The sequence below is a fragment of the Cupriavidus sp. HE11 genome (genome assembly GCF_056097175.1).
The window spans coordinates 659,245-675,248 of record NZ_CP184464.1; the positions used below are offsets into that span (position 1 = coordinate 659,245).

At 60.3% G+C, this 16,004-nt stretch carries 16 protein-coding genes and 1 tRNA gene; 13 read left to right on the forward strand and 4 right to left on the reverse strand.

From position 1 onward, the window contains the following. The first annotated feature begins 3 nt into the window (after positions 1-3). From bcsG to ACOABP_RS03040, 6 genes are all read left to right on the forward strand, one after another. Positions 4-1,560: a cellulose biosynthesis protein BcsG gene (bcsG, locus tag ACOABP_RS03015; protein ID WP_474226905.1), complete on the forward strand. Its 1,557-nt coding sequence runs from the start codon at positions 4-6 to the stop codon at positions 1,558-1,560. Next, positions 1,557-1,805 (forward strand): BcsR/BcsP family cellulose biosynthesis protein, encoded by a 249-nt coding sequence (gene bcsR, locus ACOABP_RS03020; RefSeq protein WP_474226906.1) that lies wholly within the window; start codon positions 1,557-1,559, stop codon positions 1,803-1,805. Before bcsG ends, bcsR begins: the two co-directional genes overlap by 4 nt. A 148-nt stretch (positions 1,806-1,953) precedes the next feature. Continuing rightward, positions 1,954-3,201, forward strand: coding sequence for a SpoIIE family protein phosphatase (locus ACOABP_RS03025; protein ID WP_474226907.1), 1,248 nt, complete (start codon positions 1,954-1,956; stop codon positions 3,199-3,201). A gap of 30 nt (positions 3,202-3,231) precedes the next feature. Beyond that, on the forward strand, positions 3,232-3,804 hold the full coding sequence (locus ACOABP_RS03030) for a SiaB family protein kinase (RefSeq protein WP_474226908.1): 573 nt from the start codon (positions 3,232-3,234) through the stop codon (positions 3,802-3,804). Positions 3,805-3,828: 24 nt separating this feature from the next. After that, positions 3,829-4,218: a DUF1987 domain-containing protein gene (locus ACOABP_RS03035; RefSeq protein ID WP_474226909.1), complete on the forward strand. Its 390-nt coding sequence runs from the start codon at positions 3,829-3,831 to the stop codon at positions 4,216-4,218. Positions 4,219-4,250: 32 nt separating this feature from the next. Further along, on the forward strand, positions 4,251-4,967 hold the full coding sequence (locus ACOABP_RS03040; protein WP_474227763.1) for a GGDEF domain-containing protein: 717 nt from the start codon (positions 4,251-4,253) through the stop codon (positions 4,965-4,967). A gap of 61 nt (positions 4,968-5,028) precedes the next feature. Here the strand turns inward: ACOABP_RS03040 and ACOABP_RS03045 are convergent, their stop codons facing one another. Continuing rightward, positions 5,029-5,154: a hypothetical protein gene (locus ACOABP_RS03045; protein WP_474226910.1), complete on the reverse strand. Its 126-nt coding sequence runs from the start codon at positions 5,152-5,154 to the stop codon at positions 5,029-5,031. 130 nt (positions 5,155-5,284) lie between these two features. Here ACOABP_RS03045 and ACOABP_RS03050 point away from each other — a divergent pair, with 130 nt between their 5' ends. From ACOABP_RS03050 to ACOABP_RS03080, 7 genes are all read left to right on the forward strand, one after another. Continuing rightward, entirely contained in the window at positions 5,285-6,238 is a 954-nt protein-coding gene (locus ACOABP_RS03050; RefSeq protein WP_474226911.1) for a hypothetical protein, read from the forward strand. A 166-nt stretch (positions 6,239-6,404) separates the two neighbouring features. Then, positions 6,405-6,495 (forward strand) — tRNA-Ser (locus ACOABP_RS03055). 240 nt (positions 6,496-6,735) lie between these two features. Then, positions 6,736-8,058, forward strand: a complete 1,323-nt coding sequence (locus ACOABP_RS03060; RefSeq protein WP_474226912.1) for a tyrosine-type recombinase/integrase — start codon at positions 6,736-6,738, stop codon at positions 8,056-8,058. Positions 8,059-8,638: 580 nt separating this feature from the next. Continuing rightward, positions 8,639-8,863: a hypothetical protein gene (locus tag ACOABP_RS03065; RefSeq protein ID WP_474226913.1), complete on the forward strand. Its 225-nt coding sequence runs from the start codon at positions 8,639-8,641 to the stop codon at positions 8,861-8,863. A gap of 179 nt (positions 8,864-9,042) precedes the next feature. After that, positions 9,043-9,840, forward strand: coding sequence for a hypothetical protein (locus tag ACOABP_RS03070; RefSeq protein WP_474226914.1), 798 nt, complete (start codon positions 9,043-9,045; stop codon positions 9,838-9,840). Between the two features lie 1,150 nt (positions 9,841-10,990). Beyond that, complete coding sequence (locus ACOABP_RS03075; protein ID WP_474226915.1) at positions 10,991-11,518, forward strand: helix-turn-helix domain-containing protein; 528 nt, start codon at positions 10,991-10,993, stop codon at positions 11,516-11,518. A 1,250-nt stretch (positions 11,519-12,768) separates the two neighbouring features. Continuing rightward, the gene (locus tag ACOABP_RS03080; protein WP_474226916.1) at positions 12,769-13,359 is read left to right on the forward strand and encodes a hypothetical protein; all 591 of its coding nucleotides are present in this window, start codon (positions 12,769-12,771) and stop codon (positions 13,357-13,359) included. A 167-nt stretch (positions 13,360-13,526) separates the two neighbouring features. Here the strand turns inward: ACOABP_RS03080 and ACOABP_RS03085 are convergent, their stop codons facing one another. The 3 genes from ACOABP_RS03085 to istA all read right to left on the reverse strand — a co-directional run bounded on the left by ACOABP_RS03085 (position 13,527) and on the right by istA (position 15,969). After that, positions 13,527-13,601: a DUF2514 family protein gene (locus ACOABP_RS03085; RefSeq protein WP_474227764.1), complete on the reverse strand. Its 75-nt coding sequence runs from the start codon at positions 13,599-13,601 to the stop codon at positions 13,527-13,529. 69 nt (positions 13,602-13,670) lie between these two features. After that, positions 13,671-14,459 carry an IS21-like element helper ATPase IstB gene (gene istB, locus ACOABP_RS03090; protein WP_066736875.1) on the reverse strand — a complete coding sequence of 263 codons (789 nt, stop codon included), beginning with the start codon at positions 14,457-14,459 and terminating at the stop codon, positions 13,671-13,673. Beyond that, the gene (gene istA, locus ACOABP_RS03095) at positions 14,449-15,969 is read right to left on the reverse strand and encodes an IS21 family transposase (RefSeq protein ID WP_474224628.1); all 1,521 of its coding nucleotides are present in this window, start codon (positions 15,967-15,969) and stop codon (positions 14,449-14,451) included. Before istA ends, istB begins: the two co-directional genes overlap by 11 nt. Positions 15,970-16,004 lie beyond the last annotated feature (35 nt).

Below are 16,004 nucleotides of genomic sequence, written 5' to 3' on the forward strand. Positions count from 1 at the left end.
AACATGGGACTCTGGAACCTCTACTTCCTCGCCAAGCTCTACCTGTTCCACACCGGGCAGATGAAGCCGATATGGATCCTGAACATCGTTTTCGCGCTGCTGCTGGTCATGCCGATGGAGTCGCGCCCGCTGCGGGTGATCCGGCAGGTGCTGGCCATCGGCGTAGGGGCGGCACTGGCATGGCGTGAATCGACGCTGCCGCCGTTCGAGCGCGTCATCTCGCAGTTCTCGAACATCAGCGCGTTCACGCCAGCCTACCTGATGGAGCTGCTGCAGCGGCTTGTGACGATCCAGATGGTGGTGGCCATGCTGCTGGTGCTGGCGATCTTCCTGCTGGTCAACCGGTGGCTGCGGACCACTACGTTCGTGCTGATCGCGCTGTTCGCGATGCCCTTCTGGTACGGCCTGGGCGTGACGCTGCCGGGCCGGGGCGCGGCCGTGGCACAGGCCGCCGACAGCCCGCGCGCGGACATCAACGCCACCAACAACTACGACGCCATCCTGACCGCGTTCCGCGAGCAGGAGGCGCAACGCACGGCCACCGTGGCGCCGTTGACCGCCAGCCCCGACGCGCAATTCGACGTGATCGTGCTGCATATCTGCTCGCTGTCATGGGATGACCTGGATGTGGCGAAGAGCCTGAACCACCCGCTGCTGTCGCGCTTCGACTACCTGCTCAAGAACTTCAGCTCGGCCGCCAGCTACAGCGGCCCCGCCGCGATCCGTGTGCTGCGCGGCGCGTGCGGGCAGGAGCCGCACAAGAACCTGTACGATCCCGCCCCTGCCGAATGCCACGTCTTCGCCGACCTGGCGCAGGCCGGCTTTACGCCGCACGTGCTGATGAACCACGACGGCCGCTTCGACAATTTCCGCGGCTTCGTGGACAAGGAAATCGGCGTGCCGGGCGTGCAGCCCGAAGCCACTGACGGGGTACCGGTGGCGATGCGCGCGTTCGACGATTCGCCGGTGCTGGGCGACTTCGACACGTTCGACCACTGGTACAGGCAACGCCTGGCGCAGGACAAGAAGCCGGTGGCGCTGTACTACAACACCGTGACGCTGCACGACGGCAACCGGCTGCCGGGCAAGCGGCTGACCAGCCTGGAATCGTATCCGCTGCGGCTCAAGGCGCTGCTGGACGACGTGGACCGGATCATCGACACCATCGCCAAATCCGGCCGCAAGGCCGTGGTGGTATTCGTGCCCGAGCACGGCGCGGCGCTGCGCGGCGACAAGAACCAGATTTCGGGCCTGCGTGAGATTCCTACGCCGAACATCATCCACGTGCCGGTCGGCGTCAAGCTGGTGGGCCTGCCCGGCACCGAGACACCCCAGCCCGTGACCATCGACGCGCCGATGAGCTTCCTGGGCTTGTCGCAGCTGGTGTTCAACCTCGTCGCCGACAGCCCGTTCCGCCAGGGCGCGCCGGGGCTGTCGCACTATTCCGACGATCTGCCGCAAACCCAGATGGTGGGCGAGAACGAAGGAACGATCACGATGAAGCGCACCGACGGCTACGTGGTGCATACGCCTGACGGTGTCTGGGTGGAGCAGAAATGAGCGCCCGCCCGATTACCAAGCCCATCACGTCGCGCAAGGCGGCCATCGCCTACAACGACATCGACGCGCTGGCCCAGAAGGTGGACGGCTTCGACGGCCGCCACTACTTCGACCAGCAGGGCGAAGTGGAGACTGCCGAGGCCGCGCAACGCTGGCCGCTGCTGGCGCGCGTCATGGGGCTGACATCGTCGCCGCGCCATCCGCCAACCGGCACACTTTCCGCATCGCAAAACGACGGCACTTGATGCCGGATCTGGCACCGCTTAAACCGCTAATGCCGCCACCCCTCGCGAGTAGGGCCTTAAGCCTTGATTTTCAAGGCTTTTCGTCATGGATTCGACATAAAGGCCGCCTAGACTCTGGGCCATTTTCCAATTCCCTGCTCGCCTCGTCATGTCCGGCATCCTGGTGGATTCTCCCGCTGCGCGACCGCGCTTCCGGCAGCCATGCGCGGAGGATCTGGCCGTCGCCACGCCGTCGGTCACCACTGACCATACGAACCAGGACGTGCTGGAGGTCTTTGCGATGCACCGGGAACTGGCCTGCCTGCCCGTCACCGAGCAAGGCAGGCCCATCGGCCTGATCAACCGGTCGATCTTCCTGTCGCAGATGAGCAAGCCGTATCACCGCGAGCTCTACAACCGCAAGAGCTGCATCGCGTTCATGGACAAGGAGCCGCTCATCGTCGACGCCGAGATGAGCATCGATGCACTGACGTTCCGCACGGTGGAATACGGCGAGAAGGCGCTGGCCGATGGCTTTATCGTGGCGCGCGCGGGCCAGTACATCGGGCTGGGCCACGGCCTGCAGCTGATGCGCGTGGTGGCCGACATGCAGGCCGAGCGCAACCGCCAGATCATGCACAGCATCGACTACGCCAGCACGATCCAGCGGGCCATGCTGCGCACGTCGCGCGAAACACTCACCGCCACGCTGGCCGACGCCGCCCTGGTCTGGGAGCCGCGTGACGTGGTGGGCGGCGACTTCTACCACTTTGCCGCCTTCAGGGACGGCTGGTTCGCCGCGCTGGCCGACTGCACCGGCCACGGCGTGCCAGGCGCCTTCATGACGCTGATCGCGTCATCGCTGCTGACCCAGGCGCTGGAACAACTGGGGCCGCGCGACCCCGGCGCGCTGCTGATGGCCGTGAACCGCGGCATCAAGCAGATGCTGGCCCAGAACGACCGCGAGCCGCGCCAGATGCCCGATGCCTCGGAATCGGACGATGGCCTCGATGCCGCGTTCTTCTGGTTCGACAACGCCACGCGGCAGCTGACGTTTGCCGGCGCGAAGTCGTCGCTGTTCGTGCTGCAGCCCGGCGACGCCGAAGGCGCCATGATCAATGGCGCGCGCATGGGCGTGGGCTACGTCGACACGGCCATGGACTATGCCTGGCACAACAGCGCCGTGCAGACGCAGGCCGGCACACTGGTATTCGTGACCACCGACGGACTGATCGACCAGATCGGCGGCCCCAAGGAAATCGCATTCGGCAAGCGCCGCATGCGCGAGGCAATCTGCGCCCGGCGCGACGCGTCGGCGGCACAGATCAGCGACGCCGTGCTTGACGTGCATCGCGTGTGGCAAGGCGAACAGCGCCGCCGCGACGACCTGACATTCTTCTGCTTCCGTGCGCAATGACATTCGACCTGCGCACCCAACCGCTTGCCCATGACCGCCGCACAATCGATTGACAAGGAATATGAGCCGTTCTTCCAGATGGCTCGGGAACGTAACGTGATTTTCTACTACGTCGGCTACTTTTCGCAGAACATCATCGCCGCCATGTCCGATGCGGTGCGACTGCAGCTTACCGTGAGCGGCGTGGACGGCACCACGCGGCGCAAGCTGTTCTCGTCGTTCGTGGAGATGGCGCAGAACATCGTTCACTATTCGTCCGACTCGCTCACGTCGCCGTCGCAGCCGGACGGGCAACTGCGCCACGGCTCGGTCTGCATCAGCATGGTGGACGAGCACTACCGCCTGATGTGTTCGAATCCGGTATCCTCGGCGCGCGTGGACCAGCTGCGCGGCACGCTGGAGAAGGTGCGGACCATGACCCTGGAAGAAATCAAGCGGGCCTACAAGGAAACGCTGCGCGCCGACGCCCCCGAAGGCAGCAAGGGTGCCGGGCTTGGCATCCTGACGATGGCGCGCGATGCGAGCGCGCCCCTGGAGTACAACTTTCAGCCGATCGACACGGACCCGGTCTCGACGATGTTCCAGCTCGTCGCCACCATCTGACCCGACCGATCGCACCGAACCGCCATGGAAAACCTGTTTATCGCCGCCACGCCAAGCTCGCCCGAAGTGAGCTTCGACTTCGCGCGACACACGCTCTCGCTCAAGGGCGAGTCCTACCCCGAGAATGCCGCCGTGTTCTACGGCGAGGCAATCAGCCGCCTGCGCAAGTACCTGGCCGACTGCGACGACACTGACGTGACCGTGAACGTGGCCCTGACGTACTTCAACAGCTCGAGCACCAAGATGCTGTTCAGCATGTTCGACGCGCTCAATGATGCGGCCGAACGCGGCAACCACGTGACGCTGCACTGGTTCCACGACGAAGACGACGACACCATCCTGGAGTTTGGCCAGGAGCTGCACGACGACTTCCCCGCCATCGACTTCATCGACGAAGTGACCACCAGCAGTTGAACGCGCCGCGCGACATGCCCCCCGCCGCCGCCATGTCGGAACCCGACCTGTTCGAATCGGAGAACAGCGCCCTGGCCCATGCCAAGGCCGTGTTCTGCGATGTCGACGCCGGGGAGGACGCCTATCGCCATACGCTCGGTCAGCTGATCAGCTATTACGAACGGCTGATGCGCGAGACCCGCCGCCTGATCCGCCGCAGCGACCGCGAAGAGCTGGAAATGAACCGGCTGAACCACCGGCTGCAGGAGCTGGCCCAGGAACTGGAGTATCGCGCCACGCACGATACGCTGACCGGCGCCCTGAACCGTGGTGCCGTGATCGATCGCGCCACAGCCGCGCTGGCCCGCGGCAGCCTGGCGCTGATCGTGCTCGATATCGACTATTTCAAGCGGCTCAACGACGATTTCGGCCATCCGGCCGGAGACACGGTGATCTGTGGCGTCACGGCCTGCCTGAAAGACACGGTCCGGGCCGAAGGCGCAATCGGCCGCGTGGGCGGCGAGGAATTCGCCGCGTTGCTGCCAGATTTCTCGATGGACGAGGCGCTGGACCTGGCCGAGCGGATGCGCTGCGCCATCGCCAGCCACGACTTTCCGTCGCCCGTGAACCGCCAGGTGACGGCCAGCTTTGGCGTAAGCTGGTCAGCTCAGGGCCGCACTTTCGAGCACGCCTACGGCCGCGCCGACGAGGCCCTGTACGAAGCCAAGCGCAGCGGCCGCAACCGCGTGACCCGCGCCATCATGACGTAAGCGGCTCCACCGCCCCCGCCGCGCCGCCGCCCGATACCCCCGATACCTTCCGCGTGATTTCCTATTGCCTGATCCGCTCCGGATGCGTGGCGTAATACGCCAGCAGCAGCGACGCGGTCAGCGCCATGCCGGCCACGGCAAAGGCAATCAGTGTGGGCATGGCAATACCCCGGCATTCCTTCGACATGCGAACCTCCGTGGATGAATGTTCTTGCATGGTAGGCGCCACGACCGCACTTTGCGAACTGTCTTATAGCGATTCCCGGCCCGATGCCTGACAGTCGAGGTTGAACATTTTTCAACCGGAGGCCCCAGGCATGCAGCAAAGACATCGGTCACGCTCGAAAAGACACCGCACCCAACGCGATAGCGGAATCCTGCGCGGCGAGTTTGACGCCAACCTGCGCCGTTTCGACGAACGGATGAATCGCATGTTCGCCAAAAGCGACGAACGGGCGGCACAGCACAGGAAGGAGTGCGAGAAACGGGACGAACAGCACAGGCAGGAGTGCGAGAGGCGGGACGAACAGCGCAGGCTGGAGTGCGAGAGGCGGGACGAACAGCGCAGGCTGGAGTGCGAGAAGCGGGACGAACAGCGCAGGCTGGAGCGCGAGAAGCGGGACGAGGAATTTCGGAAGGAATGCAAGGAACGTAGCGAACAGTTCAAGCGGGAAAGCGAGGCGCGGAGCGAACAACTCAAGCGCGAATGCGAGGCGCGGAGCGAACAGTTCAAGAGGGAAAGCGAGCGGAACAGAAAAGAAGCCGAAAGACGAACTGAAGAGTCGAATCGACGGGCCGACGAGTTGTTGAAGGGCATGGACCAGCGGATGACTGTCGATCTGAATAATTTCCGCGAAATGATGGACGTCAATATGCGTCGAATGGACACCCGCATTGACGACATGAAGCAACATTTCACCGCCCAGGTGACGGCGATACGCGAGGACGTCGTGGAAATCCGCAAGGAATCGAAATTGCTGCGATGGAATATCTGGATCGCGGCCTGCACGACGGTCCTGGGCGTGGCGGGCGCCATGTCGGCGATGAACTCGGTCATCATCAGCGCGTTCGAGTCGGGGCGAAGCGCATCAGTGGCTTCTGCCCGGCACGCCGGGGCACCCGCGCCACGGCCCGGACCCGCGAAGATGACAAACGTGCCATCAGACCGCCCCGGCGAACCGGATGCGTCGGCGGACGTTAGCACTCACACGCCCCACCACCGTAGGGAAGACGCGAAAGATACATTAGAAGACAATCGCTCTCAGTCATGATTGACCCCATGACACTTCACCCGGCCCGCTCGCCCCGCGCAGCGGGCATTTTTTTGGGTAAAGCAGGCCCGTGATGGTCTGCCAACGCAATTCGCCGCGCCTCGGCAGCACGGTACGCATCGCTGCTGGACAGCTTCACCGGCTCTGCTATAATCGCGGACTTCCCGGAGAGATGGATGAGTGGTTTAAGTCGCACGCCTGGAAAGCGTGTATAGGTTAATAGCCTATCGGGGGTTCGAATCCCCCTCTCTCCGCCAGAATACCGTCCGCAGCAATCCAAAGCCGTCCAACTGGGCGGCTTTTTTGTTTCCAATCCCTTGTTTTTCCTCAACTTTTCTACGGTTACTCATCCGTAGGCGTCCAAGTTCGTCCGTCCACAGCCTACCGAAAGCCGGGGTACTTATCGGGGTACACCGCGATATATACTCGGTCGTCGATCAGCGCCGGGGTACCCCTTGGCACCTTCGAAATCTGATGTACCCCAGGGGATTGGATAGATGCCGAGGCTCACTGAAGTTCAGCTGAAAAACGAGAAACCTGGGGAAAAGGCCCGCAAGGTGTATGACGAGCGAGGCCTCTTCCTACTCGTCAATGCGGACGGCTCGATGTATTGGCGGGTCCGGTACATCCTTGACGGTAAGGAAAAGTTGACCCAACTGGGCGTGTACCGAAGCAAGGGCACCGACCGAGTAACGATGCGACTCTCCGAAGCGCGAGAGCGTCGCGACGAACTGCGCGAGATGCTGAGTCGCGGCACAGACCCCGCGGCTCATCGCCAAGCAGAGTCGGCACGCCTGAGATTAGAGGCTGAACGGGCAAAGGCGGCGGCCAGCGACGCCCGTCGGGCGCGCAGGGCCGAGGCAATTTCCAAAAAGATTGCGACCGACGATGCGAAGCGGACTGTCAGAGTCGTCTCTGAGGAATGGCTTGAATCCTATCGGACAGGATGGTCGGTGAAGCATGCCCATCAAAACCATCAGTCCCTCCGCGACCACGTCTACCCAGCAATTGGGTCCCACCCCATCCGCTCTGTGGGTACGGCCGACATTCTTGACGTCCTGCAGGCTTTGCTCACAGAAGGCAAGGCCGAAACAGCCCGTCGGGTCCGCCAACGCCTGGCCGGAGTTTTCCAGTTTGCAGCGCTGCGCGAGTATGTTGACCGCGATCCCGTACCTCTGGTCTCCAAGGAATTTACGAAGCTTCGTGCTCAAGCCCTGAAGCTCAATCCGAGCGAATCATTCGCCTGCATCGGCAAGGAAGAGTTGCCGGCTCTATTGCGCGTCATGGGTGCATACCCCGGCATCGTAGTCCGCCTGGCGCTTCGTCTCATGATGCTAACGCTGGCGCGTACAACGGAAATCCGCGGCGCCACTTGGGCAGAGTTTCATGGCCTCGATGGCGAAGAGCCTATTTGGAGAGTTCCCGCTGAACGGATGAAAGCGAAGAAGGCGCACGACGTACCGCTTAGCAGTCAGGCTGTTGCGGTTCTCAACGAGCTTCGACCACTCACTGGCAACTGCGAATATCTGTTTCCGCATGAGCGCAAGCGAGACAAGCCCTTGAGCGAAAACGGCATGCTCTACGCACTGTGGTCAATGGGATATCGCGGTCGCATGACCGGGCATGGTTTCCGCGCGCTTGGCTCGACCATCCTCAATGAAGCAGGTTATCGGACAGCAGTAATCGAGCGCGCTTTGGCTCACGAGATTGGCGACAAAGTCGAAGCGGCATACAACCGCGCCGAGTACCTCCAAGAGCGTCGAAACATGCTTCAGTGGTATTCAGATCGCCTGGAGACAATTGCTGCAAGCTTGCCATAGGGCTGGCCGGCCCGCCCACTTCCTCTGTGGGGCAAGTTGCAAGACTGGTGCATCCGACGCAGCGGAGGGTACTCGAACCCCAGCAATCTGGCTCAAGCATGCGGATTTCTGGCAAAAGCTGGCAAATCCACTTGCAGCGTCGGGCGCTTGACCGGGCAGCCGCCCTCGCCCCCGCGGCATAAACGCAAATCCAGAATAGCCCCGGCTTTGGTGGCATCCCGTCGCGGGGGCGCTCTTGCACATCTCCCTCTTGAAAAATGATTCTACGTATCTAAGCTGATTGCTCGTAGAACAACCGTGGGTGGTCGAAATGGGCGAGCCTCGTAAGCAAGAAATACTTGACGCCATTGCCGGCGCTGACGCAGTTTTGAAGGCAGCAAATCTACCCACGTACACCGAGATGTACGATCTCGCCTCCTATCTTCTGATCGATGCGCGGAACTACGAGGCCAGCCTCCCGAACACGGGCACGGAAGCAAGAATCGAACTTGCGGTCCGGTTACTGACTCCCTTGGCCGATGTATGGAAAGATCGGAACGCTTGATCGGTACCCAAGCGGCACAAGTCCCGCACGATCGACGTGCTGGCCCTGGTCAAGGCCGCCGAAAAGCAAAGCAATCTCGGCCTACGCCGCAATGGATGCCGGCGACGTCGTGTCTTCCTCGAGATGGCCCATCACGTACTTCTGGGTATGGCGCGACTGCTCGACGAGGTCCGCGAGAAGCTTCTGTCGGGCATGCAGGAGAAGGTGTTGCTGGTGGGGAATGTGGCGGGGCTGATGGGGTCGATCGGCGTTGGCGCGTAGTGCCTGGCCTCCCCGAGATGTGAAACCGAGCCTTCATAGCCGGCCGATGCGGCAGCAACAAGTTGAAAAAACACCCACGCAATCGTGGGTCGCACCGCAATATTGGAAAAAAATACAAACGATCTAAACTGCAATACAGCGATCGCGTCTCTGCCCCAACAAAAATGCGGGAGGTAACTATGAACCGCACTTCATTCGGATTTGTCGTGGCGTCAGCCTTTTGTGCGATTGCGCTTACGGCATGCGGCGGCGGTGACAGCGGCGGAAGTAGTAGCAGTGGGGCTGCACCAGCCCCGGCGCCAACGCCCACGCCCACGCCAGTCGGAACGGCGGAGGGATTGTGGAACGGCAGTACAAGCAGCAGCCGTTCACTCACCATAGCCGTTCTGGACAATGATACGTTCTGGGCCTTCTACACTGGGCAGAACAACTCGTCGCCCGTTGCTGGCGTTATCGAGGGCAGTGGCACTTCGATGAACGGCAGCTTCTCCTCTGCCGGAGGCGTGGATTTCAATCTGGAAGGCCTCGGCGTCAATGCCGTCACGGTATCCGGAAGCTACGTCGCCAAGCAGACCTTGAACGGGTCGGATACGTACCCTCAATTGAACCAGTCAGTATCGTTCACCACGACATACAACTCGGCGTACGAGCAAACACCTAGCCTGACGGCCATTGCGGGCACCTATACCGGCATCGCAGGAATTGGCGGCACGGAAGCTGCGACCATCGTGATCACTTCAAATGGCGCCATCAGCAGGAGCAGTGGCGGCTGCCAGTTCACGGGAACCGTGATCCCCCATGCGAAAGGCAACATCTACGATCTTTCAATTACGTTTGTTGCAAATAACGTTTGCGCCGTTGGCACCCTGACATTTGCAGGCATCGGCTACTTTGACTCGGCCACTAACCGGTTCACCGGCGCAGCGCTTAGATCGGACAAAACCATGGCGTTCATCTTCACTGGCACGAAGCCATAGCAACTGCCTGAACAAATGCTTCGGGCCGGAGACCTGGTAGCGAGCCGAGGACAAGCACCTTCGTGCGATGGAAATGATCTACTTCCCCTGCCCTGCAAGGACGGAGGACAGACACCTAGCTCGCCGGACGGCTGTGGCTGGTCCACCATTCGGCAGAATCCGTCGCGAAGGCAAATCTTTCTGATCCCTTTCAGGCGACCACGCACAACCCTGCGATGGCCGTTTTTTTCGTCCACTGCCCGCCGGGAGGCGGTGCGCGTACGCGTCGGTGGTGCTGTCGATGGGAGAGCACCCGATGTGGATGGCAAAGCAGATGGGAGCACGCTGCCTGGACGATGATCGCCCGCGTGTAGTCGAACTGGCAAAAACGGGCTCGATTCCGACCAGAATCAACAGGCTAAACCCTTGATTATTATGGAAGTATTGGTGCGAGGGAGGGGGCTCGAACATACCCAAAGATAAGGCATCTCAGATACAAAAGCGTAATTCAAGCGTAATCGGTCAGAAATCGAGCTATCACGACGTGAGCTCCCCCAAGCCATGCTCCCACGACACTGGACTCCTCTTTGCCCTTCGCCGGCGGGTTGTTGCCTCGTTCGCATCCCGACGGATTGGCGGTGGCTACCGGTCCCAGTTAGGGATGACGGAAGACTGCCCCTACTTCTTGGGGGTGCTGTGGCGCGCAGCCAGACAATAAGCTCCCCTCGAGCGAGACCTTGTGCGCTAAGACACGCCCAAGCAAAGAATCACTGGCAAGGATAATATTATTATTATACGATGGCGTTTAAGCTCTACGACTACAAGAACCAGCAAGGGGTCAACGAGGTAAAGGCATGGTCACGAACACTCCAGCCTGCGCAGCGTGGGAAGCTCAATGCCAAGCTCGACATGCTCGCGACTCACGGTACCGAGCTCGTCCCGCACGTACTCACCGGAAGCGATGCCGCAGGCATCTACAAGCTTAGAGTTAAAGGTTCCGTCCAGTTGCGCCCGCATTTATGCGACGGACCACTTAAGGTTGGAGCGGAGTTCACGTTACTTGTAGGAGCGCGCGAGGTTGGGGGAAAACTCCGGCCGGCTGATGTTGCTGCGCAAGCCGTAACGCGGAAAGACCACATCCTTCAGGATCAGGAAGACAAGAGGTGCGACCATGAGCGAGTTAGCTAGGACACTTGCCGAAGAGTTCGGAGGCAAGGAATATGCGCACGCCTATGTTAATGAAGCAGTGAACATGAGGCTCGCTGCGCAGATCAAGGCCCTGCGAGAACAACGAGGTTGGACTCAAGAAGAACTGGCACGGCGCGCCGGAATGAAACAAGAGCGAATTTCTGTTCTTGAGGACACTGACTACGACTCTTGGACGCTCAAGACTCTGCGCGCCATCGCTGAAGCCTTCGATGTAACTGTGAGCGCCGGTTTCGAGCCGTTCAGCAAAGCGATCATGACCGTTGTCAACCTCAACAAAGATCGCCTCAAAGTTGCATCTCGCCAAGAGGATCTTGACGACTTTTGTCGCCATACGTTCTTTCACAAGAATGGACAGTGGACGTCCACAAACCGGCCGCAACTAGCAACGGTGATAGCCCTGCGCGAACCTGCTAGGCCGACTAGCAAACCAGGAATTTGGCAAACGGTTGCAGTAGCCACCGAAGAAGAGCCAGAACTTCTCTGCAACTGAGGTCAGTAGCGTGGCGCACCCATTCAACCTAAAGAGCATCTACGTTTCGGAACTACAGGCTACCGTCTCACCTGGCTTCGACCCCAGCACTGGCGGGGTACGTCTGATCGGCCAGTTCATGGCTCACGATGGAACGGGGCAAGAGAGAACTGTCAGCGACCCCCAGCAGAACCACTCCGAGGAATTGGTGGTGACTTGCCGATTTGGATTCAGATACGTCAAGGTGCCTGAAGGTCAGGCCTCAATTCCAGATGACGAAAGCGAGGTCGAAGTAGCAGCGGAAGTGCAGGCCTCGATTGCCATTGTCTACGCCATCAATCGCGCGGCCCAGCCTGACGAGGCCCGGCGTAAGGCATGGGTACAACGCCACGGCCTCTTGCATGCGTGGCCCTATTGGCGAGAAGTTTGCCAGAGCAGCTTGGTCAGAATGAATCTTCCCTCAACTGTAATGCCACTGGTTGAGGTCTCTGATCCGGACCCCGGACCGACGCCATCCATTGAGCAATCCTCACCAAAGAAGCGTTCAGCTCCCAAGCGGAAGCCTCGTGCCGGCACCGCTGTTTAGCCACGGACTGCCGGGCCCTATCAGGGTATGAAGCAAGGCAACATAGGCTCGCGCCTCAAAGGCTATTTCCCATCATGGCATCGCCTCTACACCGAGCATTCCATGTGGCAGTGCTGCGAGGGCAAGGCCTGGCAGATCAAGGACATCCTGCCGGCGAGGCCCGCTCGGCACTGATGCTCTACCTTACAGGCGTACTAGAGGCATACTGGTCAGGAAATATCACCCTGACTGCAAAGAACCAGGAGCGCATCTACTGCGCCCCCGCAGTCCCCGACTTGCTGGCTGAGAATGCCCGAGAAATGCTGCGTCAGGTCGCTGTTACCAAAGAGAATCGGAATGTTCCGACTAGCACCATACTGCTAGGAGAACTGATCAAGGCCTTTCCCTGCCACTGACCGAACTGTGGCAGCGAGTTTTCCTCAATGCAGCCAGATAAGGGGATGGGATCGACGATGACTCCTGAAGAAGCGCAAGCCATTGCTCACGAATATGGCCCACGCACACGGGCAGCTGCCGTCTCCGGTCGACGGGACCACGTCGACGAGCATACGAGTGAACTACAAATTTAACGTCGAGGTTGACGATGAAACGTTAAGCTTGCCGTTCAACATTCACCCCCGCAACCGCTAGCTTCGCTTGCGACTCTCTCCCTCTAACTCCCCCTAAACCTTTACAGAGATACCCATTGGGTCAACGCCTCAACGCCGCCAAGCAAGAACTACAGAAGGCACGCGAATCTGTATCTCGAATGGAAAGCGCGGCATCACTGCCTCTCCTTGATGAGGCCTGGAAAGACTGCATCGGTCGGCTCGCCAGATTCTGGTTCAAGACCGAAGCCTCGCTGAAAGGCGATCCCAAGTTCTACAATTCCCCTTGGGCAAAACGAGTGCAAGCGGCAAGAAAAAAGGATCCGCTCATCCAGTACATCTTCCATGCTAGACACGCGGACGAGCATGGCCTCAATGACGTGACCCAACACGTACCTGGCGGAATCCAAATAAGCGCTCCTGTGAACGGGGGCATGGTTTACCTTCGGAATATCAAGATTGACGGCAATGCGGTGAGCCTAGATGCCCCATTAGGGGCGACGGTGACGTTTGCGCCCGCAGAGATAGCGCCTTTGCCAGTCGCCAACCATGGGCGGACGTATGACGTTCCCGTGGAACACGATGGGAAACCCATAGGAAATCCAACCCTCATTGAGTTTGCGCGGCTTGGCGTTTCCTTTTATGACGTGATCATTAAAGGACTAGAGGCAGACGGCTGGGACACTTGAAGTGCTAACCACGGTTTTATAGCGTTTCCACGTAAGAATTGACCCGTTCGGGTGATGGCACCGCCGGACGCCGCGTGCCATTCTCTGCCTTGCCGGGAAACCGGCACTACTTCTTTCATTCACTTCGCGCCACGACCACTCGGCCGTGGCGTTTTTTCTTTAGTGGGTCACGGCGTGAGCGCGTCGTACGAGCGCTCGCACGCCAACCCCGCTACCTTGAGCTGGTCGGCGTAGTCAGCCAAGATTCCCGAATGTTGATTTGCACGGAAAACGGACCCAGCATTTGCATCGAAAATTGACCCACCCTGGGTTCATGCTTCGTCTTGAGGCGGTGTTTGCTTGGCGGTCCGTTTCTCCTTCTTGGGTTGAGTGGTGCTGTGCTTGAAGCGGTAGCTGTCGTTGCCTGTCTCCACGATGTGGCAGTGATGTGTGAGGCGGTCCAGTAAGGCGGTGGTCATCTTGGCGTCACCGAACACGGCCGACCACTCGCCAAAGCTCAGGTTTGTCGTGATGATCACACTGGTGCGCTCGTATAGCTTGCTGATAAGGTGAAACAGCATGGCGCCTCCAGCCTGGCTGAATGGTAGATAGCCCAATTCGTCCAGGATCACCAGATCCGTGTACATAAGTCGCGTGGCCATGTGGCCTGGTTTGCCGGTCGACTTCTCTAGCTCCAGCAGGTTGACCAGTTCGACCGTCGAGAAGAACCTGACCCGGCGATGGTGATGCTCCACAGCTTGCACGCCGATGGCGGTCCCAATGTGCGTTTTGCCCGTACCCGGTCCACCTACCAAGACGACGTTGTGGGCCGACTCGAGGAACTCGCATCGATGGAGTTGCCGCACAAGAGCCTCGTTCACTTCACTGCAACTGAAATCGAAGCCGACCAGATCCCGATACGCCGGAAACTTGGCCACCTTCATCTGGTAGGCCAGGGACCTGACCTCGCGCTCCGAGAGTTCGGCCTTGAGCAGCCGCGACAGAATGGACACCGCAGCCTGGTAAGCGGGTGAGTCCTGTTCCGCCAGATCGCCAAGCGCCTGCGCCATGCCATGAAGCTTCAGCGCCTTGAGCATCTCCACCATGACCTCATGCTGCATGATTGACCTCCCGCAGCGTGTCGTAGCGGCCAACATTGGCCTCGGGCTCGACGCGTAATGCCAGCGCCTGCGGGGCGGTAATGGGCGAAATGGGCTCGCCCTGCAGCAGACGGCTAAGAATATTGAGGACTGTCTGCTTGGAAGGCGCGCCGGTCTCCAGCGCAAGCTCAACGGCCATCAGCACTGCCTGCTCATCGTGCAACAGGACCAGCGCCAACACCTCCACCATCTCGCGATCGCCACCGGTTCGCTTCAGCAAGATGCGCTGCAGACGCTTGAATCCATCGGGAAGCTCGGCGAATGGCGCGCCGTTGCGTAGTGCACCGGGCTTGCGCTGCAGAACGGCCAGATAGTGACGCCAGTCATAGATCGTGCTGCCATGGCCGTGGCTTCGACTGATGCAGCGTACGTGCTCGGCAATGACATGCCCTTCGGCAACGAACACCAGGCGCGAGGCATAAACACGCAAGCTGATGGGCCGATTGGCATATGAGGCTGGCACGCTGTAACGGTTGCGATCAAAGTGTACGAGGCAGGTCGGCGAGACGCGCTTGGTGTGCTCCACGAAGCCATCAAACGCCTGACCTACGGGCATGAGATGGGGGCGTTCCTGAGACCACGCTTCCCATATCGTCATGTCGAGCTCGGGGTGACGGGTCTGTTGCCAAAGCAGCACGCACTGATCGGCCAACCAGTCGTTGAGCGCGTCGAGCGAGCCAAATGACGGGATCCGCTGCCAGATGCGATGGCGGCTGTCCTGGACGTTCTTCTCTATCTGCCCCTTCTCCCAGCCAGAGGCCGGATTGCAAAACTCGGCATCGAACAGGTAATGGCTGACCATGGTGCTGAAGCGCAGGTTCACGTCGCGCAGCTTGCCGCGCCGAACCCGATCCACCGCCGTCTTCATGTTGTCGTAGATGCCGCGCCGCGGGATGCCACCCCAGGCAGTAAAGGCGTGCTGATGGGCATCGAACAGCATCTCGTGAGTCTGCAGGAGATATGCGCGTAGGAAAAATGCCCGGCTATGGCTGAGCTTGAATTGCGCGACTTGCAGCTTTGTACGCTCGCCGGCAATGACTGCCCAGTCCTCGCTCCAGTCGAACTGAAAGGCTTCGCCCTCGGCAAAACGCAAAGGAATGAACGTGCCTTTGCTCGCGGCCTTCGATTGCTGCTGTAGCTCCTGGCGCCAGCGGCGTGCGAAAGCCGCCACGCGGTCATAGGATCCGGTGAATCCGAGTGCACACAAGTCAGCGTGGATTTGCTTGAGAGTACGCCGTTGCTTGCGCGGCTTGTTGGCTTCGGTCTTAAGCCAGGCCGACAGCTTGGCGGCGTAGCCGTCGAGCTTGCTGGGGCTGTGTCGCGTCGGATAGGCAGGCACCGTGACGTCTGCACGCAGGTAACGCCTAACAGTGTTGCGGGAAATACCAAGGCGCCTGGCGATCTCGCGAAGCGGGATCTGGTCGCGCAGGTGCCAGCGTCGAATGATGCTCAAAATGGCCACGTCGATCACTCCGAACTCCCGCCCGTTGCCGAGCAGGACAGTGT